This window comes from Paenibacillus sp. HJGM_3, assembly GCF_045062745.1.
In the GTDB taxonomy this organism is placed as follows: Bacteria; Bacillota; Bacilli; order Paenibacillales; family NBRC-103111; genus Paenibacillus_AA.
Genome location: NZ_JBJGED010000002.1, coordinates 127,476 through 153,226, shown reverse-complemented (window position 1 = coordinate 153,226; position 25,751 = coordinate 127,476). Strand labels below are relative to the sequence as shown.

General features: G+C 52.8%; 22 protein-coding genes. 18 read left to right on the top strand and 4 right to left on the bottom strand.

Annotated features, from left to right (window positions below; translation table 11 throughout):
* Positions 1-81 precede the first annotated feature (81 nt).
* The 10 genes from ACI5FR_RS02985 to ACI5FR_RS02940 all read left to right on the top strand — a co-directional run bounded on the left by ACI5FR_RS02985 (position 82) and on the right by ACI5FR_RS02940 (position 12,523).
* Positions 82-1,590, top strand: coding sequence for a spore germination protein (locus ACI5FR_RS02985; protein WP_405450096.1), 1,509 nt, complete (start codon positions 82-84; stop codon positions 1,588-1,590).
* A complete protein-coding gene (locus ACI5FR_RS02980) occupies positions 1,583-2,689 on the top strand; it encodes a Ger(x)C family spore germination protein (protein WP_405450093.1) in 1,107 nt (368 codons plus the stop codon). The genes ACI5FR_RS02985 and ACI5FR_RS02980 overlap by 8 nt, the downstream gene beginning before the upstream one ends.
* A 30-nt stretch (positions 2,690-2,719) precedes the next feature.
* A complete protein-coding gene (locus tag ACI5FR_RS02975; protein ID WP_405450092.1) occupies positions 2,720-3,838 on the top strand; it encodes a GerAB/ArcD/ProY family transporter in 1,119 nt (372 codons plus the stop codon).
* A gap of 101 nt (positions 3,839-3,939) precedes the next feature.
* Positions 3,940-5,070 carry a stalk domain-containing protein gene (locus ACI5FR_RS02970; RefSeq protein ID WP_405450090.1) on the top strand — a complete coding sequence of 377 codons (1,131 nt, stop codon included), beginning with the start codon at positions 3,940-3,942 and terminating at the stop codon, positions 5,068-5,070.
* Between the two features lie 266 nt (positions 5,071-5,336).
* Positions 5,337-6,032 carry a phytanoyl-CoA dioxygenase family protein gene (locus tag ACI5FR_RS02965; RefSeq protein WP_405450088.1) on the top strand — a complete coding sequence of 232 codons (696 nt, stop codon included), beginning with the start codon at positions 5,337-5,339 and terminating at the stop codon, positions 6,030-6,032.
* Between the two features lie 118 nt (positions 6,033-6,150).
* Positions 6,151-7,659, top strand: coding sequence for a spore germination protein (locus ACI5FR_RS02960; RefSeq protein WP_405450680.1), 1,509 nt, complete (start codon positions 6,151-6,153; stop codon positions 7,657-7,659).
* Between the two features lie 18 nt (positions 7,660-7,677).
* A complete protein-coding gene (locus ACI5FR_RS02955) occupies positions 7,678-8,868 on the top strand; it encodes a Ger(x)C family spore germination protein (RefSeq protein ID WP_405450087.1) in 1,191 nt (396 codons plus the stop codon).
* A 255-nt stretch (positions 8,869-9,123) separates the two neighbouring features.
* The gene (locus ACI5FR_RS02950) at positions 9,124-10,236 is read left to right on the top strand and encodes a GerAB/ArcD/ProY family transporter (RefSeq protein WP_405450085.1); all 1,113 of its coding nucleotides are present in this window, start codon (positions 9,124-9,126) and stop codon (positions 10,234-10,236) included.
* Entirely contained in the window at positions 10,212-11,021 is an 810-nt protein-coding gene (locus ACI5FR_RS02945; protein ID WP_405450082.1) for an endonuclease/exonuclease/phosphatase family protein, read from the top strand. The genes ACI5FR_RS02950 and ACI5FR_RS02945 overlap by 25 nt, the downstream gene beginning before the upstream one ends.
* A gap of 86 nt (positions 11,022-11,107) precedes the next feature.
* A complete protein-coding gene (locus ACI5FR_RS02940; protein WP_405450081.1) occupies positions 11,108-12,523 on the top strand; it encodes a sulfatase family protein in 1,416 nt (471 codons plus the stop codon).
* A gap of 91 nt (positions 12,524-12,614) precedes the next feature.
* Here ACI5FR_RS02940 and ACI5FR_RS02935 read toward each other — a convergent pair whose 3' ends face one another.
* Positions 12,615-12,953: a YmaF family protein gene (locus tag ACI5FR_RS02935; protein ID WP_405450076.1), complete on the bottom strand. Its 339-nt coding sequence runs from the start codon at positions 12,951-12,953 to the stop codon at positions 12,615-12,617.
* Positions 12,954-13,104: 151 nt separating this feature from the next.
* On the opposite strand from ACI5FR_RS02935, the gene ACI5FR_RS02930 reads away from it, so the two are divergent.
* Positions 13,105-13,926, top strand: coding sequence for a M15 family metallopeptidase (locus ACI5FR_RS02930; RefSeq protein WP_405450074.1), 822 nt, complete (start codon positions 13,105-13,107; stop codon positions 13,924-13,926).
* A 149-nt stretch (positions 13,927-14,075) separates the two neighbouring features.
* On the top strand, positions 14,076-14,291 hold the full coding sequence (locus tag ACI5FR_RS02925; RefSeq protein WP_405450071.1) for a hypothetical protein: 216 nt from the start codon (positions 14,076-14,078) through the stop codon (positions 14,289-14,291).
* Positions 14,292-14,307: 16 nt separating this feature from the next.
* On the opposite strand, the gene ACI5FR_RS02920 is transcribed toward ACI5FR_RS02925, so the two are convergent.
* The 3 genes from ACI5FR_RS02920 to ACI5FR_RS02910 are packed head-to-tail and all read right to left on the bottom strand — an operon-like array spanning position 14,308 to position 18,070.
* Entirely contained in the window at positions 14,308-15,423 is a 1,116-nt protein-coding gene (locus ACI5FR_RS02920; protein WP_405450069.1) for a Ger(x)C family spore germination protein, read from the bottom strand.
* Positions 15,420-16,520, bottom strand: a complete 1,101-nt coding sequence (locus ACI5FR_RS02915; protein ID WP_405450067.1) for a GerAB/ArcD/ProY family transporter — start codon at positions 16,518-16,520, stop codon at positions 15,420-15,422. The genes ACI5FR_RS02920 and ACI5FR_RS02915 overlap by 4 nt, the downstream gene beginning before the upstream one ends.
* Entirely contained in the window at positions 16,520-18,070 is a 1,551-nt protein-coding gene (locus tag ACI5FR_RS02910) for a spore germination protein (protein ID WP_405450064.1), read from the bottom strand. Before ACI5FR_RS02910 ends, ACI5FR_RS02915 begins: the two co-directional genes overlap by 1 nt.
* A 219-nt stretch (positions 18,071-18,289) precedes the next feature.
* On the opposite strand from ACI5FR_RS02910, the gene ACI5FR_RS02905 reads away from it, so the two are divergent.
* From ACI5FR_RS02905 to ACI5FR_RS02880, 6 genes are all read left to right on the top strand, one after another.
* Positions 18,290-20,116 carry an APC family permease gene (locus ACI5FR_RS02905; RefSeq protein ID WP_405450062.1) on the top strand — a complete coding sequence of 609 codons (1,827 nt, stop codon included), beginning with the start codon at positions 18,290-18,292 and terminating at the stop codon, positions 20,114-20,116.
* A gap of 149 nt (positions 20,117-20,265) precedes the next feature.
* Entirely contained in the window at positions 20,266-20,634 is a 369-nt protein-coding gene (locus tag ACI5FR_RS02900; protein WP_405450060.1) for a hypothetical protein, read from the top strand.
* 584 nt (positions 20,635-21,218) lie between these two features.
* Complete coding sequence (gene larE, locus ACI5FR_RS02895) at positions 21,219-22,040, top strand: ATP-dependent sacrificial sulfur transferase LarE (protein WP_405450057.1); 822 nt, start codon at positions 21,219-21,221, stop codon at positions 22,038-22,040.
* Positions 22,041-22,051: 11 nt separating this feature from the next.
* On the top strand, positions 22,052-22,921 hold the full coding sequence (locus ACI5FR_RS02890) for an aldo/keto reductase (RefSeq protein ID WP_405450055.1): 870 nt from the start codon (positions 22,052-22,054) through the stop codon (positions 22,919-22,921).
* Positions 22,922-23,206: 285 nt separating this feature from the next.
* The gene (locus tag ACI5FR_RS02885) at positions 23,207-24,133 is read left to right on the top strand and encodes an ABC transporter ATP-binding protein (protein WP_405450053.1); all 927 of its coding nucleotides are present in this window, start codon (positions 23,207-23,209) and stop codon (positions 24,131-24,133) included.
* A complete protein-coding gene (locus ACI5FR_RS02880) occupies positions 24,130-25,743 on the top strand; it encodes an ABC transporter permease (protein ID WP_405450051.1) in 1,614 nt (537 codons plus the stop codon). The genes ACI5FR_RS02885 and ACI5FR_RS02880 overlap by 4 nt, the downstream gene beginning before the upstream one ends.
* Positions 25,744-25,751 lie beyond the last annotated feature (8 nt).

Genomic DNA, 25,751 nt, shown 5'->3' with positions numbered 1-25,751 from the left:
TATGGCTTCGGAGGTTTTTTGCATATTTCCAGCAAGCAAGCCGCACAATACCAATGATCATTACATCAGGGGGCGACTGGCATGAAGCGTGAGCCGATGAAGAAGCTGGAGACCCAATCGCAAGCTCTGCCCGAATTGCTGGACCGGGCCGGCCAATCGAGCGACTTTACAACTATTCCTCTCACGATTACCGGTCGGCAAGTACGCATCTCCTATTATAAAACGTTAATCGACGAGAAGCTGCTGCAGTCCAATGTTATCCTTGCCTTGCAGAACCGTTCCTTGCACTCGGAACTCCGCCGGCTTGAAGATATATCCGACTGGATTCCGATCAGCGACATCGAGATCACGGATCGGGTTGAAGACATTCAATCTAAACTGCTCAAAGGATATGCCATTGCCCAGTTGGATCAACACGATCGTAATTGCATACTGGTTCATGTCGGGACTATGGAAGGGTTGCGAAAAGAGAACAACACCGAAAACGAGTTCAGCGTGGTCGGACCCAAGGTAGGGTTTGTCGAGGACCTGGATACGAACATACGCTTATTAAGAGCGCAAATCAACATCCCCAACTTAATAGTAAAAGAAATAACCCTTGGATCCTCATCCAAAACAAGAGTCGCCATTATTCACATCGACGGGGCAACCAACGAACAGATCGTTCAAACCGCAGAGCAAAGGCTGAAGCAAATTGACATTGACGTTATATTCGACACGTCCCTATTGGATCAATTCTTCTCGGATAATTCCTCCACGCCTTTTCCGTTATTTTTGACAACCGAACGCCGAGACCGGGTCGTGTATGCCCTGCTCAGTGGGCAAGTCGCGATCATTAGCGACGGATCGCCTTATTTTGTTACGGGGCCCTCCACATTGTTTGACTTTTTCATTTCCCCGGAAGATTATTATTTGCCTTGGATCTTGGGTTCCTTTTTCAGGATGATTCGAATATTCGGGGTAATCTTCTCATTATTCGCGACGTCCATGTATATCGCCATAACCACGTTCCACTATGAGGTCATCCCGAGGGATTTGTTGGAGCCGCTCATTTCTTCCAGAAGGAATGTCCCGTTCCCCCCTTTAGTTGAAGTGCTTTTCCTCGAAATCACCATCGAGTTTCTACGGGAGGCAGGCGCCAGATTGCCGACCAAGATTGGACAAACGTTAGGTATCGTAGGAGGGATTGTGATTGGACAAGCTACGGTGCAAGCCGGCTTGACAAGCCATATTTTGGTCATCATCGTCGCCTTTTCGGCGTTGGCCTCGTTTGCGACGCCGATTTATAAGATGTCGAATGCGATCCGGTTTTTGCGGTTCCCCATGATCGTGATGACCGCCATATGGGGCGCAATAGGCATGTTTATCGCGATTGCTTTTCTGCTCGTCCATCTTACCCGGTTGACTTCATTAGGCACTCCCTATACGGTGCCCATATATCCTTTACGGGTGCAGGGTTTTATGGACAGCTTGATACGTCCGTCGTTTCAATTGATTAATAAAAGGATGCCGTTTTTAAGGCCACGTTCTTTAATTAGATTCATCCCTGAGCCGGTTGGGCGGAAGAAGAACGATTTTGACGATGAATGATGAGGAAAGCGGGAGTATGAAGTTGAGAATACATGTTCTGTTGATCGTTCTAAGTACTTTGATTACCGCGTGCGGCAATCAAAAAATTGTGAATAATATTAAACTTGTCGAAACCGTCGGTTACGATGCCGTCGAGAATGGAGTACGAAACGCTGTTCTTATAGCCAATTACGAAGAAGGAAGGTCGAAGTTAGAGTTTTATGTGACAGAGTCGAACGCGAATTACGACATTTTGCCTCGGTTAAGAACGAAACTTGACTTCCCGAATGAATATGGACAGTCGAGAATGACCTTGTTTGGAGAAACGTACGCGCGCAAAGGCATAAAAATCGTAGCGGACACTATGTTGCGCCATCCGGTCATCTCATCCAGAATGCACCTCGGCGTCGCGGACCGGGATGCTTTGGAAATCTTGAACATAACGGAAAACAAACGGGATCCTTATTTTTTATCCGATATGATCGAGAATAATATCCGGGGCGGAAACTTGCCGATGACGAACCTTCAAGTAACTTTTTTTAATTTATACGGCGAGGGACGAGATGTTTTCTTACCGTATTTCACAGTTGAGCGCGGAGAAGTCAAAATCGACGGTTTAGCTTTGTTCAAAGGCGATCAATTCAAAACCAAAATCACAATCAGGGAAGCATTCCTATTGAAAATGCTGCTGGGCAACTCCAAGAATGGGAGCATCATGATTCCTGTGAAGGGACCTAATCCAGAACGCAGCGATTACTTCTTAATGAACAGTATCCGTTCTAATTCGAGGTTGAAGGTGGTTAGCATCGGACCGCCTGCATCCGTTTCCATCCAGTTGAAAGTGGATGCATCCGTTAGAGATGTTCCGGACTGGATGGATCTTACATCGGAGGATCAGCTTGCCTCGCTTGAGAAAACGATGGAGAACTATTTTGAAAAAGAAATTCAAAATTTTGTATCGCTTTGCAAAAGTAATACCGTGGACCCGGTCGGCTTTGGCGATCTAATAAGAAGCCGATCGTATCAGTGGGACGCTCGAGAATTCGAAGATCATTATGAAGCTTTAAAAACGACCGTAAACGTTAAAGTTAAGATTATCCAGACCGGCGCCGGCCAGTAACGGAAGCCACGAAAAGGAGGGGCATGTGCAGTGAGCAATGAAATCAGCGGAAAGTACATGATATCTCCCTATTTCATCATATTTCCTCTTTATGTCAGCGTGGTGGGAGCCGGAATTATGACCTACCAAAGAAAGTTAATGGAACATGCGGGCTATAATGCATGGATATCCGTGCTCTTGACAGGTATGAGCATGCATCTCATTCTCTGGATGATGTATACCCTATTATCCTCCCATCGTGACAGTCAAGAATTAATGACACTTAACCGTTCGCTTTTCGGACTATTTTTAGGAAACATTGCAAACTTGGCCGTTGCGCTTTATTTTGTTTTCGGAGCGTTTCTTAAATTAAAAGCTTATATCGAAATTGTTCAAATTTGGTTTTTTCCGGTCATGAACATTTTGCCCCTCAGTATCGTTATCGCTCTGCTAATCTACTATGCGGTGTCCGGCGGATTCCGGTCGGTTATAGGAATCAGCGTTTGGGCGACGGCTTTTTCCTTTGTTTCATTATTTCCGGAAGTTATACTAAGCTTGCCGTTTTTGCATCCGTTAAACTTGCTGCCACTGATGAACCATTCGGCAACCGATATCTTACTCTCCTCGAAAAGCGTGGTGTTAGAATTTTTGGGGGTCGAGACGCTGCTGATCTTTTATCCGTTTATCAAAACGCCGGCAAAGTCGCAAAAATGGGCGCATCTGATCATGATCTTAATTACGTTTTTATATTTAACGTTCTTAGTGTTGGCCTATATGTTTTTCAGCGAGGGTCAGTTGCGGCATGCCGTATGGCCGACTCTAGAACTAGTCAGTATCTTTGAAGTCCCGCTTCTCCAGAGACTTGAATATTTTTTCGTGTCCTTATGGTTGATCAAAATGATTGCCGGTGCCAGCATCTACTTATGGGCGGCCTGCCGCGGAATGAAAACCGCTTTTCGCGCGGGACAACGGAAAAGTTTGATTGTTTTTCTAATCGCGATTGTGATTTTGAATTATTTCATGGCCGACCACAGAACGGTTGTTCGGGTCTCCGAATTGTACGGCACCGTTGGATTTTATTTTATTTACGCGTATATCCCGTTTATGTTCGTATGGGTGCTAATAAGGAAAAGAGTGGCACGTCATTTTGAACAAAGAAAGCCGGCGTAATAGGTTACGACTCGATGCTTGCAACCTTTCCCATTCGCGGCGCGTCTGAGGGATTGTCAACGTTGACACACATCCTCAGATAAGCGGAAGGAGAAATGAACATGCCCAAGAAGAAGCTGATCGTCCTGCTCACAGCGGCGGGACTCCTCGGCACGACGGCAGCGGTCGCAGCGGAAGACATGCTGGAGAAAGTAACCGGGATTTTGCACAAAGAGGTGAAAATCGTTGTAGATGGAACGAACACATCTCTAACCCCGGTCTACATTGATGGAAAAGCATACATACCGGTTCGCGATGCCGCGAAGGATCTGGACTACGAAGTGATCTACGACGATGCGAACCAAGAAATCGAGCTCCACAAGATCAATAAAGAGGAAGCGGCCGCTTATATGCGCGGAACCGGAGTGATCGTAGACGTCAAGCAGACGGAGAAGGGACAATATCGGATCGAGCTGCTCGGTAAAGGCTCGAACGCCTGGGTCATCCTATATGCCGACGAGAAGACCGTGATCGCGGACGGAGCCGGCAATGCCGTCCCTGCCCAAGCTTTGACTGCGGGTACTGAGATTATCGCAGAATACGGTCCGGTTATGGCGATGAGCTTTCCCGGCCAGTCCCATGCGGCTAAGATCACCGTAGGCGCCGAGCGCAAGGTGAAGGAGGACGTCATCCAATCTGTGAAGCATACGGACGACGGGTGGCAAGTCCAATTCGGCGAAACGAAAGACGGAATCGCCGTTCCTTCCTTGACGCTCAATGCGGGCAAGGAAACGAGCGTACTGACTTCCCAAGGCGAATCGGTCAAGTGGGAAGACCTGAAGGCGGGCATGAAAGTCCGCGCTTACTACGGACCGATCGAGACCAAGAGCATTCCGCCGCAAAGTCCGCTGTTCTACCTCGTTGTGCCGACGGATCTCACAGCCCCGGTCGGCAAAATGACACCGGAAGCCGCACAGGAATACCGCGACTTGGCGTGGGCGAAGGTAACGGACAATGCATCGCACATTACGACCAAGAAGGACGAAGCTGTCGTTCAGATCGTCTCGGCCAAAGACTCGGGCGTTCTCACTACTACGGATGAGCAAAAGAAATTGCTCGAAGAAATCAAAAGCGCAAACGGCAATCTTGTGACGGTCACGTATAACACCGATCAGGATGAGCTGCTCGGGCCCTTGACCGTCGCCTTCGATTTCAAGACGAAAGCGTTCGTCGGCTTCTACGCTAGAAGATAAGCTTTCGTTCCATGCTTAGACACCCTGCTCATTTGTTTGAGCAGGGTGTTTTTATCAATCCCGGGAAGCTTCGACGATTTTTTGCGCGAGCAGCTTGGGCTCCGTCCTCGCTGTCGTCATATGGTCGCCATGGCTCGCGATGTAGCGGAACAGTCCCAGGCCGCCTTGGGCTCTTGTTCAACTAGGTAAATACAAACCGGGAAATGCATGATAATCTAGAAGTATCAAGCGATTCGAATCCGCGATAGGAGAGAGGCGATCGGACGATGTCGGAGCAGTTGAAGGACCAGTTGAAGGTCCAGTTTGAACAGGATGGGTACGTTATCCTTGAGGGCTTGTTCTCGGAAGATGAAGTGACTGCATTGAAGGTCGAGAAGCGGCGTGTGATGGAGAGGGTAAGGGAGGAGCGAGGACCCGATGCGCTCAAGAATGGCGTCTACGTCGGCATGGCAGCGGCCAGTCCCCGGTTCCGGGAAGCGGCCGCCCAACCGGCGTTGGCCGCTGTCTTGAAGTCCTTGATCGGGGAGCATGTTCTCTTCTTGAGCGACAAGGTCGTGTTCAAGGATGCGAGCGTAGATTTCGGCTCGCCGTGGCATCAGGATTATCCTTACTGGAAGGGGAGCAACAAGGTGTCCGTCTGGATCGCATTGGACGACGCCGTACCGGAGAACGGCTGTTTGCGAGTCGTCCCGGGGTCGCACAAGCTCGGCTATGTCCAGCATGACGGGAAGCCGGACGGCAACGGCTTCGTCAACCGGCTGACCTCCGAGTCCGTCGACTCCTCACGTATCGTCGATTTGCCGGCGAAGCGAGGGACCGCGATCGTGTTCCACGACCTGCTATTCCATTCCTCGTACCCTAATGAATCCGGAGCGGATCGGGCAGCGCTCATTTCGACCTACAAGGACGGGACGCAGGACGATCCCGACTATCCTTGGGCCGTAGCGGCGTTCACTCTGTAACACCGAGCACGTATTCAGGACAGCGACGCGTCGCTGTCCTATTCGTGTTGTCCGATCTACCACAAATGGTGAGTAATTCCACACCTTGTTGGGCATAATTGGAGAAAACTTCGAGAAAGTGGCGTTTACCTTGTCCGAGCATTCCTCAATTCCTATTGATCCGAAAGTGGAACACAATCTAGAGCGGATTGCTCGCGATATGGGCGACAGCGATGACTTGGTCATCCGAGAAATTCCATACTTGTCGGCAGATCGTAATGCGGCCGCCGTCGTCTATATCGACGGATTGTCGGATGCCGACGCGATCAACACTTATATTATCGAAGTGCTGAGCGGTTCCATGGAAGGACATGAGGGAGCCCTACAGACGATGGACAAAGCGGCTCTAGCCAAAACGCTGCTCGTGGGAATGGGTTCGATTACGGCCGTTCGGGAGATGAATGCCCTCTATAACTTCCTGCTGTCCGGCTCGGCCTTGATCCTGCTCGACGGAAGCGACATCGCGTATGGCGCCGACGTTCGTCACTGGAAGGGACGCCAAGTCACCGAATCGATGAATCAGACTTCGGTTCGGGGCCCGAAGGAGAGCTTTACGGAAACCCTTCGCACCAACACGGCGCTGATTCGAAGGAAAATCAAAGACCCTGGGTTATGGCTGGAGACCATCGCGGTCGGTCGGGTCACCAAGACGGATATTGCGCTCATGTACGTGAAGGGAATCGTGAAGCCTTCCGTGCTGGAAACCGTTCGCTCCCGGTTGCACGCTATCGATATCGATAGCGTGCTGGAAGGCGGATATATCGAAGAGATGATCGAGGATGACAAGTATACGCTCTTTCCTACCATCTACAACACGGAGCTTCCCGATAATGTCGCCGCGCAACTGCTGGAAGGCAAGGTGGCGATTCTTGTGGACGGGTCGCCTACCGTCCTGGTCGTTCCTACGCAGTTCGTTACTTTTTTTCAGTCGGCAGAGGACTACTACCAACGCGCGGTTTATGCAAGCCTGCTTCGGCTGCTTCGATATTTTTGCCTACTGATCTCGCTTTTGATCCCCTCGTTATACATCGCGGTGACTACGTTTCACCGTGAAATGCTGCCGGCCCCGTTGTTGATCAGTCTCGCCGCGCAACGCGAGGGCGTGCCGTTCCCGGCATTCGTCGAGGCGCTTGCGATGGAAGTGAGCTTCGAGATCCTCCGGGAGGCGGGACTGCGGATGCCGCGCGCGATCGGGCAGGCGGTATCGGTCGTCGGCACGCTGGTCATCGGACAAGCCGCCGTTAACGCAGGCATCATCTCCGCTGCGATGGTCATTGTGGTCTCCATCACCGCCATTTCCACATTCACGCTGCCGGGTTACAGCATGTCGATTCCTTTCCGGATTCTTCGGTTCGTGTTTATGGGCTTGGCCGCCAGTTTCGGAATATTCGGCATCATGATGGGCGGTTTCGTGCTGCTGTTGCATTTGTGCACGCTTAGTTCGTTTGGAGAACCTTATATGGCTCCGTTATCGCCCAGCCGCACCGGCGAAATGAAGGACTCCCTCATTCGGTTGCCCAGATGGCTGACGTATGGGCGGCCCAACACTTCGATGGGCCGCGGAAGCGCGAGGCTGCGTAAACGTTAAGGAGGAAGAGCAGGCAACATGGCATCCAAAACTTTGATCATTCTACTCGCCTTGCTGCTGCTAACCGGCTGTTGGAGCAGGAGGGAATTAAACGACATGCTGATCGTGCTCGGGCTGAGCATCGATTGGGAAGATCAGGAATACCTTGTCTCCTTCCAGGTTGTGAATCCGAGTGAAATTTCCTCGCAGAGAACGAAACAGGATCAGCCTCCCGTCACGTTGTTCCAAGGAAGAGGCAAAACGCTGTTTGAGGCGGCGAGAGCGTTATCGGCAGAGGCACCTCGCAAATTTTATTTGGGGCATCTCGAGATCTTCGTGATCAGCGAATCGCTCGCTCGGAAGGGATTGCATGATTTTATCGATGTCTTGCTGCGCGACAATGAAACGCGGATGGATTTTAAGGTTGTCGTTGCCCGGGGAACCCCAGCGGAGAATATCCTCAAAATTTTTACACCGATTGAAAAGCTCCCTACCCGCAGCATGAAGCAATCGCTGGAAACGTCCGAGAAGAACTGGGCGCCGACGGTCTCTATGAACCTGGACGACGTCTTGAACATGCTGACCAGGAAGGGCGAAGAGCTGGCCCTTACCGGTATTCAGATCGTCGGAGATCCCCCCAAGTCAAAATCGAAACTAAATGTGCAGTCCTTCAAACCTTTGGGCAACTTTCGCTATACGGGGATAGCCGCGTTTAAGAGTGACAAGCTGGTGGGGTGGTTAAACGAAGAGGAAAGCAAAGGCTACTCGGATGTCACCAACAAACTCGACAGCACGTCCATCTCGCTGGCGTGCGGCAACCATAATTACTTGGGCATGGAGGTTACTTCCTCGAAGTCCAAAATCCGAATGAACGTTCGGGAAGGAAAGCCGGAAGCGCGAGTCAGGATTCGCTCGGAAGTCACAATTGTAAATCGGCCTTGTACGGACGTCGACCTCACAGACCCGGCGACCATACAGAAGCTCCAAAAAGAACTTGAGCAGATTATTGAATCCCACGCAAACTCCGCCATTAAGCGAGCCAAGCAGTGGAAAACCGATATATTCGGATTCGGAGAACGGCTGGCGAAGACTCATCCCCATTATTGGGAATCGGTCAAAACCTCCTGGAGCGACGAGTATTTTCCGGAACTAAGCGTTCAGTATGAGATTGAAGTCAAGATCCGCAAGACAGGCACGATCGGGAATACTAAATTGAAGCAGAGCCAATAGAAAGGGAATTCGCACCGTGATATCACTCCTAGCCATACTTGCATTGGCCATTGGAACTTGTTGGGTGGAAACGCCCGGGCTTTTTCGGCGGAAGCGTACCCGTGAACTGATTGTGTTTTTCGTGCTGTTGTTCGCGGGAACGGTTCTGTTCGCCGCTTTCTCGTTCCATGTCAAACTCCCCAATCCGTATGGGTTTATGAAATATGTTTTTGGTCCTTTGCATAACATAACCGGCGCCTAAGGAGGGGAAAAACGATGGACCGACACGAGCAGGCCTATATTAGCGTTAGGCAGTTTAAAATCCTGATTATCCTCGGCGTCATTGGGGATTCCATCCACATTTTGCCGACCGTTGTGGTTGCCAGGGCCAAGCACGACTCCTGGCTATCCATGCTGCTCGCCCTCTTGTTGGGATTGTTGGCAGCCGGCTTGTTTGCTGCGATTGCGAACCGGCTGCGCGGTGAAAGTCCGATCATGGTTTCCCGGCAGAGGCTGGGGATCTGGGGGGGAGGAGTAGTCGGATTATTGTTTTTGTTCGAATTTTTTATTTGCAGCCTGGGACTTTTAGTTGAACTGAGCGAATTCATGACGACCCAATTGATGCCGGAGACTCCTGACTTGGCGTTCCTGCTTCTATTTACGGCGGTTATTATTATCGCTTACCGGTACGGGATCGAAGCGTTTGCCCGCATGAGCGAGCTCCTGTTTCCGGTTTTTCTAGTTTTGTTCGTGTTTCTCACCATAGCGGTTGCGCCGGAAATGGACTTTTCCAACATGCTGCCGATTGCCGGGAAGGGGGTCGGCCCTATTGTTCGCGGCGCACTACCCGCTTTTGTGTTCGGGTTCACGGAAATGATCGTGCTTCTCATGTTGGTGCCCCATGTAAGGAGCGATACCAAGTTGACCAAGCCGATCCTTAGCGGGTTTGCCTACGGCGGCATCATTCTGTTCATCATCATGATTCTTTGCGAGGCGGCGCTCGGTACGGAGCTGATGGAGACGAAGTACTATCCAATTTTCGTCTTGGGGCAAAAAATATCAATCGGCCATTTTCTGGAGCGAGTGGAGGCGGTGATCGCCTTTCTATGGATCATTTCGGTCTTTTTCAAAACGCTTCTGCTCTTTTTTGCGCTATCCCGGGGGATCAAACAGCTGTTCGGCTTGAAGGAAAGTCAGATGCTGACGATTCCGCTGGGCATCATCTTGATGGTTAGTTCCATGATCAGCAATCCGAGTACGACGGAGTATAATAACATTATTAATCGCTACTATTCGTGGTTCGACCTGACCCTCTGCTTCTTGTTTCCGCTGGGGTTTCTTGTTATCCTCTGGATAACGGATGCGTGGAAAACCCGAAAAATAACTTAGAAGAGAGGGAGAGGAAACTGAAACTCACTATTCTGACTTACAACATCTGCCATGGACTCGGCATTGACGGGGTGCAAAATTTCGATCGGACGATCGAGGAAATTCTCAGCATCGGAGCTGATCTCGTCGGGCTGCAAGAGGTGGATTGCCGCTTTGGGGAACGATCCGGCTGGGAGGATCAAGCCCGCCGGCTAGCCGAATCGCTCGGGATGGCCGTCGTCTTCGGACCGAACCTCGACATGGAGCCGAGTCCCGAGTACCCAACCACCCGGAGGCAATACGGGACGGCGATCCTGAGCCGCTATCCCGTCGCATACAGCGTCAGCCATCGGCTGCCGCAAATCATCGTGCCTGGAGCTTGGAATGAGGTGCGCGGACTGCTGGAGGCGCATGTACAGGTAGACGGAGCGACGTTGCGTTTTTTGAACACCCATCTGGGGCTGACGACAGAAGAGAGGTCGGTTCAGGTCGATACTATCCTGGAATTGGTGAACCGCGATCAGGATCGGTTCGCAGCTACAGTGATGACCGGCGATTTCAACGCGGAACCGGGAAGTCCGGAGCTCGCCACGCTGAAGGGGAGTTTCCAGGATGCGTATGCAGCGGCTCACGAAGGCGGGCATGTTCCTACGTTCATGCAGCGGATCGGCGGCATTCCGACGGCGGTATCGTGCATCGACTATATTTGGTGTTCCGCGAGTTGCAAGATCGTCGGCGCGGAAGTGATGTCTACGTATACGTCGGATCACTTGCCCCTTGTCGCCCGCGTGGAGCTTGGATCCTGATTTAGGTCGAAGATTGGCATATTCCTGCCAAAACGCACATAGCCCGGGTCTCGCACAGGCCTGTATAATACAGTCGAGGTGATCCAATGAAAACGAGCCAAAGGCCGAATATCCTGTTCATCATGTCGGACGACCACGCTTCTCACGCCATGAGCTGCTATGGCAGCCGGATTAACGCTACACCGAACATCGACCGGATCGCGGAAGGCGGCATGCGGTTCGACAACTGCTTCTGCACGAATTCGATCTGCTCTCCGAGCCGCGCGGCGATCCTCACTGGTACATACAACCATATTAACGGCGTCAAATCGATTGAAGACCATTTCGACGGGCGGCAAGTGACGTTCCCCAAGCTGCTGCAGGCGGACGGCTACCAGACGGCGATCATCGGCAAGTGGCACCTCGGTCACGGGGGCTTGGCCGACCCGACCGGCTTCGATTATTGGACGGTCGTACCCGGTCAAGGCCAATATTACGATCCGATCTTCATCGAGATGGGGATCGAGAAGCAAATCCCGGGCTACGTGACGGATCTCACGGCCGATTTTTGCATCGATTGGCTGGACAAGCGCGATAAGGACCGGCCGTTCATGCTCATGTGCCATCATAAAGCGCCACATCGTCCGTGGGACCCGGCCGAGAAGTATGCCACTCTGTACGACGATATCGACATTCCGGAGCCGGAAACGTTCAATGACGACTATGCCACGCGCTCGCAGGCTGTGTTGGAAGCGAAGATGCGGATTGACCGGGATATGAACGATATTGTGGATTTGAAATCATTGCCGCCGGCCGGCCTAACGCCGCTCGAGGAGAAGAAGTGGAAGTACCAGCGGTACATCAAAGATTACTTGCGCTGCGTAGCTTCGATCGACGAGAACGTCGGACGGCTGCTCGATTATCTCGACCGGGAAGGCATCGCGGACGATACGATAGTCGTCTATACATCGGATCAAGGCTTCTTCCTCGGCGACCACGGCTGGTACGACAAGCGGTTCATGTATGAGGAGTCGCTGCGCATGCCGTTCGTCATCAAGTATCCGCGGGACATTCAGCCCGGCATGGTGACGGAGGCGATGGCGCTGAACGTCGATTTCCCGGTCACGTTCCTGGAATACGCAGGAGTTGCGGTGCCGCCAGAGATGCAGGGTAGAAGCTTGCGCCCCGTTCTGAATGGGACCGTTCCGGCCGACTGGCGTACTTCGATGTACTACCGCTACTGGATGCACCTGGACGAGTGGCACAACGTATACTCCCACTATGGGATCCGGACCGAGCGGTATAAACTGATTTATTATTATGCGGAAGCTCTCGGGACATCGGGATCGATCGAGGAAAACCGGCCTCCGGAGTGGGAGCTGTTCGATCTGGAGAACGACCCGTACGAGCTGAACAATGTGTACCGGGATCCCGCTTACGCCGAGCTTCTACCGAAGCTGAAGGCGGAGCTGCGGAGTCTACAGTTGGCCGTGCTGGATGAGCCGGTCCAAGAAGTGGATTAATGTGACATAACTAATATTATGTAAACCAATATTATGTAAACCAATTAGGCCCATGCCGTCCCTGGCATGGGCCTAACGATCGTATAACCCGTTACACTAGAGGCTTGTCGATTAACGTAGCGAAGTTAAAGTTATGCCGATGTTCGTCGTTGACGGTCGTCATCCCGCTCACAAAATGTACGTGCTTCCCGTTGCCTACCGGAATGGCAAGACCGGTGCGGATTTTCTTCAGGTTGTGGAAGTGGTCGAGAAAATCGGTCCGAGACAAATCGATCTCGTGAAAGTGGCTGTTGCCTTCGCGAATAGCCTGGCCTGTTACCCCCGCGAACCGGTGGTTGTGCCGGTCCTCGCCTTGCTCGGCGAGCTTCGTGCTGCCTTCGAATTCATGGACATGACGCTGCTTTCTTGCTTTAATCGAATTTCTCTTCATGCCTGGGCCGCCTCTCTGAAGATAATATGAATCACGCTATTGTATTACGAGTTGGACAATTCCGTGATAGGCGGCTGCAACATTGCTGGTGTTTTGGCAGTCAATACAATATAATACTAAAGTTACTTCTAACTTCTAGGAGGGACTCCACTTGAAAAAGCTCGTCACAGCCGTAGTGCTGCTCACGGCAGCTTCAGCCATATTCATCGGATGCGGCCGAGAGAACGGGGCGACGCCATCGCCTACGCCGATCCCAGCGACTCCGACGCCAACAGTGACTCCGTCACCCACTGCATCGGCCACGCCAACCCAAACTCCAACACCGACCCCGACGAAAACACCCGCAGCGTCTACCGGCAGCAAGCCGGGTGATGCTGTACAAGTGGTGGCGTCTCCGGAGAGCATCACCGCGTTGGTCAACAAGCAGTTTAAGCTGCCGGACGATTATGAACCGAAGGACCTCGTATATCCGGATGTACCTTTTATTTTCAGTGAGAAGATTGAGAAGCGCAAAATGCGCAAAGAAGCGGCAGCCGCACTGGAACAGCTGTTCGCTGCCGCGAAGAAGGACAATACGCCGTTATCGGGCGTATCGGCCTATCGTTCGCACGCCACACAAAAAGCGCTGTTCGAGAGCTATGTGAAGAAGGATGGCGAAGCCAAAGCCCGCACCTATAGCGCCGTTCCCGGCCACAGCGAGCATGAGACCGGGCTTGCGATCGATGTAACCGGGAGCTCCGGAAAATGCGCGGCCGAAGACTGCTTCGGCGGCACACCGGAAGCGAAATGGCTGGAGTCTCATGCGGCCGAGTACGGCTTCATCATCCGCTACCCGAAGGGCAAGGAAGCGATCACGGGGTATCAATACGAGCCTTGGCATATCCGCTTCGTGGGGACCAAGGTGGCGAAGGAGATCGCTTCGCGAGGCGTTACGATGGAAGAGTACTACAATGCAGTTCCTGTGAGCCGCTAAGCGTCGCTACAACACAAAACCTCCGACAAGCTCCGGTTTCCGGTCCGGCTTGTGGGAGGTTTTGTCGTCGCATGCCGTTTATTCTAACGACCGTGAGCAAATACTGATGGAAGAAATTTAGTGAATACATAGAAGGGAGGCGCATGCGTTTGGAGATTTCTGATCGCAACCCCGAACGGTTGACAGAGTTGACCGACATTATTGAGCATGCCATCTCCATGGAGCTTAGGGTCGATAACATGGAAGTGGAAGATACAGTAGCCCGGATGGAGGGTTACGGCTTCAAATTCAAGAATGCGTGGCCCTCGATGGAATTGCCGGACTGCACCGTGATCGAATTCTGGAGGAAAGAGCTGATTAAATGATCGATCTCCTGCCGGATCATTTAACCGCGCCGAGCCCCAACACTTTGACGTCCACGTGCACATTTACATTCGCTCGGGCTAATGCTTCTCCCCAATCGTCCTGTACGGCTTTCCAGTGCTTATATTGCTGCGCCCGCGCGTACAACCCGAATCCGACCGGGTCGATACGTGCGGTCTGAATTTTCTTGATCAGCAGTTGAAACTGATTCTCCAGTTCCCGTGCGAGCTCTTCTTGAAAGGGGGCCACTTCCGTTTCTACATCCAACGGAAACGCACGTTCGGTCAAAACTATCCGCATTTTCGCCCGCACATCAAAACTGAATTTGCCGTTCGCGTAGTGTACTTTTGTTTTCGTTGTAATGTCGGGTGCACTGAAGCTGATCGTATCATAGCTGAACTTTTGGACGTTCGGGCGAGAGGGGAGGTGTACCGTAAACGGGAATTCCCCTTTGTTCTCGTGGCCCAGGATGGCGAGCAGCTTGTTCTCGTTTGGATCCAGGCTGAGCGCATATCGTCCATCTTCCTTCAACAGGGCGGTTCCCATCACTTTAAGGCCGCTATCCTTGCGCAACTCGGTGATGCTGGGCGTGATGCCTTTCTCGAACATTTGCCGATGCAGGTCCTGAAGCGTCGTACGTACGGTAATGTTCCTGAGGTGCGCGGTCTGAATCAGCTTGGTTAGATACACGGGCAGTCGCGGTTTATCCGGCGGGGCAAATGTGATGATGTCGGACACAGTGCCATCCACGGCAATAATCGTAGGCTGGGCGGTATTCTTAACATCCCGGTAATAAGGGTCGAGCAGCTTGAACCAGTCTTGCTGCTGCAAGACCCGCTTGCCGATCAAGATCGCTTGCGTTTTTCCGCCTATCGTTCTGCCGACAACCCCCCGGTCGAGTTCTTCTCTGGACTGGCGCAGCGTAATACTGCGTACGATCATTTCCTCCTCGCGGTCTTTCGCTTCCTTGCTGAACACAGGACTCGAGACGGAGACGACGAGCTGATCCTGATCGTCCAGATCAATGCCGACCAGAAGTGACAATGTCATGTCCTCTACGCTAATCCGATCCGCGCACCCGGTTGCCCCTACAGTCATCATTATGAAGAGGACCCCCAATACCCATCGTCTCATGTCGTATTCCCCTTTCGGACCTTTAGATACACCTGAACATACAGCCATAGCAGCACGGGGAAGAAGTAAGCTAAGGCGAGCGCCACCTGGCTGGACCATTTGGTCCATCTCTGTACCTCGATCCACGAAGGTTGAAGGACGAACGTCACTACGATAAACAATAGCAGGAAAAACGCCGCGAACAGGGCGTGGCGCCGTTTGCCTAGCAGCAGACTCGTAGAGAAACTGGCGCAGAACAAGTAAGGGATCCAAGAGGTCGAGACAATAAACAGATAGATGGACAGAAAGATCATGTCAACCCGTTCGAGAAAGCGGAACTCAATGACCTTCAGCAGACTTAGTACCGGTTGATGGTAGACGGTGATCTCGTCTGGGCTGAAATACGAGAAGCAGACGAGGGTCACGAACAAGTAAGCTAGAAACGTTAATGTATTAGCGATTACGACACCGCGGACGGCCTTCTCCTTGTTCTGCAAATAAGGGTAGAGGAACAATGTGATCTCAAATCCGAGCAGCGAGAAGATTGTGGTGCCCACACCGCTTATTATGGGGCCGAACCCATCCTTGAACAAAGGGAGCAAATGGATCCAGCTGCTGTCCTTCAAAGGGAGGAGCATGAAGAACGGCATCCAGATCGACATGTAAAACACGAGCTCGGCGTACCGGCCAAGCGCCTTCCAGCCGTGGCGGACGAGCATGAAGCTCGGGATGGCAAACAGCACGATCAGAATGTATTTTCTGATTGACGGCAAAAACCAGGCTTGAATGTACAGCGCAGTCTTCACTTGAACGAGCCAGGAAGAGTAGGCAAAATACGCAATCCACGGGATGATCGCGATTTTGGCCGCCCATTTGCCGAACAACTGAACCAGGAGCCCGTATAGGGTCTGTCCAGGAAACCGCTTCAATGTATAAATCATGAGGATACTCACGACAAGATTGATGAGATAACCGAGGAGGAGGGACATCCATCCATCGGTCCCGGACTTTTCGGCGAGCTCCCTGGGCAGCGACAGCACGCCGGTCGCGAGCTGCACCCCGTGAATGAGAAAAATAAATTGCATCAGGGTGACGGAATGTTTCTCTTCCCGATTCACTAGGGCGTTCCCCCTTTGCGACGAGTATAGCCCGTACGCTTGGATTGGGTCGTGCGAACGCTCTTCGGCCGTTTCACCATCGACCAAATCGGAAGACGCACGAACGTATCCTTCATATCGGCCCAACGAAAAGGGGCCAGCGGGCTGCCATACGGCGTTCCGAGCGATTCCAGGCAAACGAGGTGGGCGACGATAACCATCATGCCGATGGTGATGCCGAGAATGCCGAACAAGTAGGCCATCGCCATCATCGGAAACCGCAGCAGCCGGATCGTCGTCCCCATGTCGTAATTCGGGATGATGAAGGACGCGATAGCGGTCGAAGCGACGACGATGACCATAATGTTGCTGACGATGCCGGCCTGGACCGCCGCTTGGCCGATAATAATGCCGCCTACGATGCCGACCGTCTGCCCGATCGGAGCCGGCAGGCGGATGCCGGCTTCCCGCATCATCTCAAGGGTGACCTCCATGAGCAAAGCTTCGATAAACGGCGGAAATGGAACCCGGGCACGCGATTCGGCGATGGAGAACATAAGCTGCACTGGGACGACCTCATAGTTAAACGAGATGAACGCGATATAGGCCGCGGGCAGCGTAAGCGCGATGGCGCATGCGATAAACCGCAGCAGGCGGATGAACGAAGCGATCGGCCAGCGCGTGCTGTAGTCGTCGATATTTTGAAAGAAGGAGATGAACGTCGCCGGACCGATCATTACGCTGGGGGACCGATCCACGATGACCGCGAATCGGCCTTGCAGAATATGAGAGGCGACGGTATCTGGCCGTTCGGTTAGGATGAGCTGTGGGAATGGCGAATACGGATTGTCCTCGATATGCTCGGCTAGTTCGCCGGAATTGATGATCGTATCGATCTTCAGGCTGGATATCCTCGTAATCAGCTCCTCTAGCACTTCCGGGGCGGCGACGTCGGCTAAGTAGACGATCTGTACTTTGGTTTTGCCGCGTTCTCCTACATACAGGTCCCGGAACTTCAGTTCCCGGTTCGGGATATAGCGGCGAATGAGCGCGACGTTCTGGATCGCCGTCTCCACGAAGCCCTGATGCGCTCCCTTAAGCGTCGCTTCCAGCTGAGGGTCCTCGATCGCTCGCTGAGGCCAGCCTTTCGTATCGAAGATATCGGCTTCCACACGACCATCGGTCAGCAGCACCGTGTCTCCGTCCAGTATCGCTCGCTCCAGATCGGACCAGCATGTTCCGGTATACATGTACCCTATATTGGCAGGCGGAAGCTCGCCCGCCTCATTCTCCGATTGACTCAATAAGGGCTGGAGAATGAACTCGTTGATCGTCGTCTTGTCGATCAAGCTGCACAAATAGACGAGTGCCGCATGCCGGCCATTGGTCTTCAATCGGCGCACGATGAGATCCGGCGTGTGGGGAAACAGCCGATGCAGCTCTTCCAGATTATGTGACAGCCTGCTGTCAAGCGGCATGTTCTCCGTCTGATTAGAACCGCGGGGGACATGATTGTCGCGAGAAGGGCCGGAATAACGTTTTTTGGCGAAAAAGCGTAAGAATTGAAACATAAGCGCGCTCTCATCCTGGATTCCTTAGATTTCCATTACGTACTCCTTAGAATGGCTTATTTGATGTTAACCTATTCGGAGCAAGTAAAAGCTCCATCGCGGCGTTGTGAACTTTCGGAATTGCGCAACTATAAAGCAAAAGGGAACTGCATGGAAACACGCATACTAGGGTAAAGGATAGGTAAACGCACTTATTATGATTTTCGGCGGTGATTGGACATGTTTGGGAACCTCAAACGATTATTGATCGGACGCCCCCTGAAAACGACGGAGCTGGGGGAACAAAAACTAAACAAGACGAAGGCGCTAGCGATTTTGTCTTCGGACGCGTTATCATCCGTAGCCTACGGCCCGGAGCAAATTTTACTTGTGCTCGTCACGATCAGCGCCGCGGCTTTCTGGTATTCGATCCCCATCGGGGTCGGAGTATTGATATTACTCCTTGCCCTTATATTATCTTACCGGCAAATCATCTTCGCTTATCCCCACGGAGGAGGCGCGTACGTCGTCTCCAAGGAGAACCTGGGCAAGTATCCCGGCTTGGTCGCCGGAGGCTCCTTGCTCGTCGATTATATCCTGACGGTAGCGGTCAGCGTATCGGCCGGCACCGACGCCATCACGTCCGCCTTTCCGGGCTTGCACGGATACACGGTGGAGATCGCCGTAACATTCGTCTTGTTGATCACACTTCTGAACCTTCGGGGCGTTACGGAGTCGGCTTCGGTATTAGCTTATCCGGTTTACTTATTTGTTCTGGCCTTGTTCATCTTGATCGGAGCCGGACTGTATCAGATCGTCACCGGGGGTATCTCCCCGGACCTGCATTCGCCCCTCGGCACACCGGTAGCCGGGGTTAGTCTGTTCTTGCTGCTGCGGGCGTTTGCGTCCGGCAGTTCCGCCTTGACAGGGGTGGAGGCGATATCCAACGCCATTCCGAACTTCAAGGCGCCTGCGCCCAGTAATGCCGCGAGAACCTTGGCTGCGATGGGCTTATTGCTTGCCCTTCTGTTCTCCGGCATCGTGTTTTTGGCGTATTATTACGGCGTGACGCCCAAGGCCGAGGTAACCGTCGTCTCGCAAATCGCGGAACATACCTTTGGGCGAAACTTTATGTACTACTTTATCCAAGGCACGACCGCTTTGATCTTGATTCTGGCGGCCAATACCGGCTATTCGGCGTTCCCTCTGCTCGCCGTCAATCTGGCCAAGGACAAATTCATCCCGCGCATGTTTACGGTTCGGGGCGACCGGCTCGGCTACTCCAACGGCATCCTCTTCCTAGGGGCGCTCTCCATCTTGCTCATTATTATGTTTCACGGACAGACGGAGCAGTTGATTCCATTATACGCCGTTGGGGTGTTCATCCCCTTTACATTGTCCCAGACCGGGATGATTCTGAAATGGATCCGGCATAAGCCGAATGGTTGGGTTACGAAACTGATCATCAACTCCATCGGCGCTTTAATCAGCCTGACGGTTTCCGTCATGTTCTTCTTGACCAAATTCGCGCAAGTGTGGCCGGTTCTGATCTTCCTGCCTCTCATTATCTTCGCGTTCCATCGGATCAAGAAGCATTACGAAGCCGTTGGCGATCAGCTGCGGCTTACGACATGCGAAGAGGCGGTGCCGATCGAAGGCAACGTGATGATCCTCCCGGTAGCCGGTATCACCCATGTGGTCGAACACTCGATTAACTATGCCAAGTCGCTGGACGTCGACCAGATCATTGCCGTCTATATTCCGTTCGAGCGGGAGGACGAAGCGATTTTCGTGGAAAAGTGGAACAAATGGATGCCCGATATCCGGCTCGTCACCTTGCACTCGCCTTATCGCAGCATTCTCCAGCCGCTGATGAAGTTTATCGATACGGTGGAACGGAAGGCCCGGGAATCGAGTTATCAGGTAACGGTCATCATCCCTCAGTTCATTCCCAAGAAGGGCTGGCACAATATTTTGCACAACCAAACGAGCTTTACGATCCGGGCCGCGCTGCTGTTCCGGAAGGACGTCATCGTCACCACCGTTCCTTACCATCTGAAAAAATAACCGCGGTCCGACGGCGGAACCTACAAGGGAGCACATCTCGAGGGATGTGCTCTTTTGGTTTGGCTTCGTTCAAAATGCCGGTTGCGAATAAATTTGGGCCGGCTGGCAAATAATTGGATGGTCAAGATTAATCTGAGGAGGCAGAACCAGTGGCAGAATCAAGCATCCTGGCGTATTTCAAAAGTCCTGAACAAGCCGAAGAGGCGTTACGACAACTCCAAACCCTTCGGATCGTGGATAGCTCGATCGACCGGGTTGACGGGTATCCCGGGGAAGGCGTGGACCCGATCAGCCCGTTAAGCGGCGATATTCCGGGGCTGGGCGCCATCACGTTAGGCGGGGATTTCACGGACCGGAACGCCGCTATTCTGGCCGCGGCTAGCACCAGTGCAAGCGGGATGAGTGCCGGAGGGCCGGATAATATGGTGACCGGGTATGACATCTTGCTGACGGTCGTCTTAGACAAAGAAGATCACGAGCAAGCGATGCGTATCGTTCGCGAGAACGGAGCGTTATAGAGAGCAGGAGATCCTGCAAACAAGCTGTATGTTAATGACTAGGGGGAAGTTGGGACAAGTGGGCAAGCAACCATACCAAAATATTAATATGAAGAGAAGACAACCCGCCAAATGCAAAGGATGCATTTGGGGAAATTGGGACGGTCTCATGCAGTACTGTTCGAGAATAAACTGCATTAGATAATTCAGGATTCGAATAGACACAAAACGCTTGCTTTCATGGTAGGCGTTTTGCTGTTTTAATCTCTAAAAGGAAAGGGAGTGATCAAATGTTTTTGGGATCTAATCTATCCGGAAAAGGATGCTTGTACAGCCTGCTGATTGCGGTTATTTTCGGAGGGCTTTCGATTTTGCTGAGTTCGGCTTTCCACTTTCCGTTTTTTATTTTCGTCCCCTTCATCTTTGTGCCTTTTATGTTCAAAAAGAAATAATGGATCATCCGCGACACGAGCGTAGTAGTTACTATAAATTTTATACTAGATACATAAGAAGTAATTATAGCAAAATAAATTCACTACTTTCATGAATATGTGTGCTGTATTTATAATAAAAGAAGCAAGGACATCCAGGAAAGGAGCAAAGAAATGCCTAATCCCAAGTATGAAGCGCTGCAGCGGGTTCTGAGGGAAATGGACCGAGTCGTGGTTGCGTTCTCTGGGGGGGTGGACAGCACGTTCTTACTGAAGGCCGCCCTGGATACGCTAGGTCGGGATCGCGTGTTGGCCGTCACGGCGGAGTCGGAAACGTACCCGGCCGAAGAGCTGATGGAGGCCCAGCGTATCGCCGCTGAGCTGGGCGTACAGCATGAGGTCCTATACACAAGCGAACTGGCGATTCCGGGATACGCCGAGAATACGCCGAACCGCTGTTATTTTTGCAAGAAAAATTTGTTCGAGCATCTGGTTCCCTTATTGGATGCCCGAGGGTATAAGCAGGTTGTATACGGCCTGATCGCAGACGACATGGGCGAGCACCGGCCAGGGATGAAGGCGGCGCAAGAAATGGGAGTCAGAGGACCGCTGCAGGAAGCGGGGCTCTATAAGAACGAGATTCGCGAGCTGTCGAAAGAGTTGGGCCTGCCGACGTGGGATAAACCTTCATTCGCCTGTCTCTCTTCGCGTGTCGCATATGGAGAGCGCATTACCGCGGGGATTCTGGATCGGATCGGGCAAGCGGAGCAGTATATTAGAGGCCTTGGCATACGTCAGGTACGCGTCCGTACGAGCGAGGACACCGCGAGAATTGAAGTCGAGCCGGCCGATATGAGACGCGTCCTCGAGCACCATGACGAGATTTCCAAGCGACTTATGGATCTGGGCTACAAATATGTTTCCATGGATTTGTCCGGATACAAGAGCGGCAGCATGAACCGGGTGCTCCCGGAAGCTATGGTGAAACTATCCTAGGAGGGGATATTATGTTGGAACGTAAGATGGGCAGGCTGGACTACAATACCTCTGTCGTTATGTTCGGCGCCGCGAAGCTGGGCTCCGTTACGCAGGAGGAAGCCGATGCCTCGATTCAATTCGCGTTGGATCATGGCGTTCATCATTTGGACACCGCGGCCAGCTATGGCGATGCGGAAGTGCGTATGGGGCCGTGGATGCCGCGGGTGCGGGATCAAATCTTTCTGGCGACCAAAACCGGGGAACGCTCGAAAGAAAAGGCGAAAGAACAAATTTATCGTTCCTTGGACAGATTGCAGGTCGATACGTTGGATCTGATTCAGCTGCATGCGGTGGGGGACATCGAGAACTTGGATTTGTGCACGCAAAAAGGCGGGGCATTGGAAGCGCTGCTCGAAGCCAGGGAAGAAGGGATCGTCAAGGCGATCGGCATTACCGGCCATGGCCACGCCGCCCCCGCTACGCATCTTGAGGCGTTGCGCAGATTTTCATTCGACACGGTGCTGCTGCCGCTCAATTACTACTTGTACTCCATGCCGCAGTACAGAGCCGATTTCGACCGGTTAATGGAGGAAGCCGGAAGACAGAACACGGCCGTTCGAGTCATCAAGGCGATTGCGAAAGGCCCGTGGAGAGAAGGGCAAACGCGGAATTACGCCACTTGGTACGAGCCGTTCGATCAGCAGCAAATCATAGATGCTTGCGTCCATTTTGTACTTTCATTCCCGGGAGTGACGGCGTTCGCAAGCGCAGGCGACATTCATTTATTCCCCAAAATTGTAGACGCGGTCAACCGGTTCGGTTCTATGAAGGATGAAGAGGCCTTACGGATCTTGCAGGCGATTCCTGAATACGCTTCTCCCTTCGCCGCAACTACTTAGCAATCCATAAGAAACGTTGCCATCGAACCATTCAGCCATGGACCCGGCATCTCGGATAAGGTAGCGAGTCCAGCTTCTCCTCAAGAAGCCGCGTAAGCGGCTTTTTTTTGTGCTCCTGTAGCACTAAAAGTGAACATATTTATATAAAAACGTTCATAATAGTTTGATTATAATAATTATATCCGAATAACATATTGATTAAATGAACGAATAGGATTAGAATAGTTCATATAATGCGAAACAATATCATATTAGGTTTGTCGAATTTATCGGAGGTGTCTTACCATGTCCGTCATTCAGATGAATAAGGTAACCAAGCAGTTCGGTAGTGTAGCGGCGTTGAAGGATGTGACGCTTCAGCTGCAGCAAGGGGAAGTGTTGGGCTATATCGGTCCGAACGGGGCCGGAAAGTCTACCACCATTCGTATTTTGCTCGGGCTGCTGCGCAAGGATGGCGGAGAAGTGAAGCTGTTCGGCCGAGATCCTTGGCACGATGCCGTGGACTTGCATCGGAGGTTGGCTTATGTGCCGGGAGACGTGCACCTGTGGCCGAACCTAAGCGGAGGCGAAGTCATCGATCTGTTTGGCAAGCTTCGCGGCGGCCTTAACGCCTCCCGCCGGACGAAATTGCTGGAACGGTTCGAGCTGGATCCGACCAAGAAGTGCCGCACTTACTCGAAGGGGAATCGTCAGAAGGTCGCCCTTATTGCCGCGTTCGCCTCGGACGTCGATTTGTTAATTCTGGATGAACCGACTTCAGGGCTAGACCCTCTGATGGAATCGATCTTCCAGGATTGTGTCGCCGAAGTGAAACGGGCAGGCAAGTCCGTCCTACTGTCGAGTCATATCCTCGCCGAGGTCGAGAAGCTTTGCGATCGTGTCAGCATCATCCGGCAGGGCAAGGTCGTCGAGACCGGAACGCTGGCCGAGCTGCGCCACTTGACCCGGACGTCGGTTTCCGTGCTGACGGACCGGCCGGTTACGGGGCTGGAACAATTCCCGGGAATTCATGGTCTGAACGTAGACGGGGTAAAGACTCAGTTCCAGGCAGAGAGCCATACTCTTGGTCATGCTCTGCAGCATCTGACTGCATTCGGCGTTCAGGCGCTCACCAGCACGCCGCCAACACTGGAGGAATTGTTCATGCGGCATTACGGCGATGATCTGGCGGCGCTGAATCATGAGGACCATTCGCGGAGGGGGAGACAATGAGAAGCTTCGTTGGAACGGGCACACTTGTCAAGCTGGCGCTTCGTCGCGACCGGATCAAACTATCCGTTTGGGTGGGATCCATTTTTTTGCTCGTCTTGTTTATGACTTCGTCCTATACGAAACTGTTCCATTCGGATCTTGAATTGCTGAATATGATCAGTACCAGGGCCGACAGCCCAGCGATGCGCATCTTTGACGCCCCGGCTTCGGGCGCCAGCATCGGGGCATTCGTGATGCTTCGCGGTTCCGTCACCATTGCGGTGCTGGCCGCTCTGATGAGCTTGCAGACCATAGTCCGGCATACCCGGCACAATGAAGAGACCGGTCGCGCCGAACTGATCGCCTCCACCGTAGTCGGTCGGCATGCCAGTCTTAGCGCGGCACTCTTCGTAACGATAGGTGCGAACGTTGTCGTGTCACTTCTGATCGCCCTGGCCTTCATCATGAATGGCTTGCCTGCAACCGGCTCTTTCGCCGCAGGCGCCGCCTTCGGCGCATTGGGCATCGTCTTCGCCGGGTTCGCGGCGATTGCGTCCCAGTTGTCGGAGAGCGGACGCGGCGCGAACGGACTGACCGGAGCCGCTCTAGGCGCATCGTTCCTGCTTAGTTCCGTGGGCAACACGTTAGGGGAATTCGATAAGCAAACCGTCGAGGTCGTAAGCGCATGGCCCGTATGGTTATCGCCCTTCGGCTGGTATCAACAAATCCATGCGTTTCAAGCGAACAACTGGTGGATTCTTGGGCTATTCCTAGCTTTGTTCGTTGTCTCCGTGGGGTTCGCCTTCTACCTGACGACCCTGCGGGACGTGGGGATGGGCATATTGCCGGCGAGCCGCGGACCGGCGGCTGCCGCTAACAGCCTGCTCAGCCCGCTCGGATTGGCCTGGCGGCTGCAGCGCGGCTTATGGGTTGGCTGGGCGATCGCGATGATTGTGTTCGGAGCGGTATTCGGAGCGGCCGGCAAGGAAATGCAGAAGATGGTGAGCGAACTCGATGAAGCCGCCAAGCTATTCGGCGGCACTGGGGTAGATGTCATTATGGCCGGCATTATCTCCTTGATGGGCATGTTCGTTGCCGTGTATATCGTCCAGGCGCTGCTCCGATTGCGCAGCGAAGAGACGGACGGCCTGGTCGAAGGCATTCTTGCCACGTCCGTGAGCCGAACCAGATGGATGATGAGTCATATCGCTTGCGCAGTTGCGGGCTCGATCGTCATTCTGCTGCTCATGGGACTTGTTGCAGCCATTACCGCCAGCCTCGTGATCGGCAGTCCCGGGGACATGTTCACCAATCTGACGGAGGCTTCCCTGATTCAGATCCCGGCCATATTGGCGCTGGCCGGATTCGTGATCCTGGTGTACGGTTTGCTCCCGCGCATCGCCACCGCACTGTCTTGGGCAAGTCTTGCCTTCAGTTTGTTGGCGGGCCCGATGTTCAGTACGATGGTTGATTTGCCTAAAGGAGTACAGCAAGTGTCTCCCTTCAGTCATGTGCCAGCCGTGCCCTTGCAGGATATGGAGATGGGACCGATCGTTAGCCTGCTCGCCATTGCGATCGTCTTCTCAATTGCCGGCATGGTGTCGTTCCGCCGCCGGAACCTCAGCTTATAAGGGCTCAT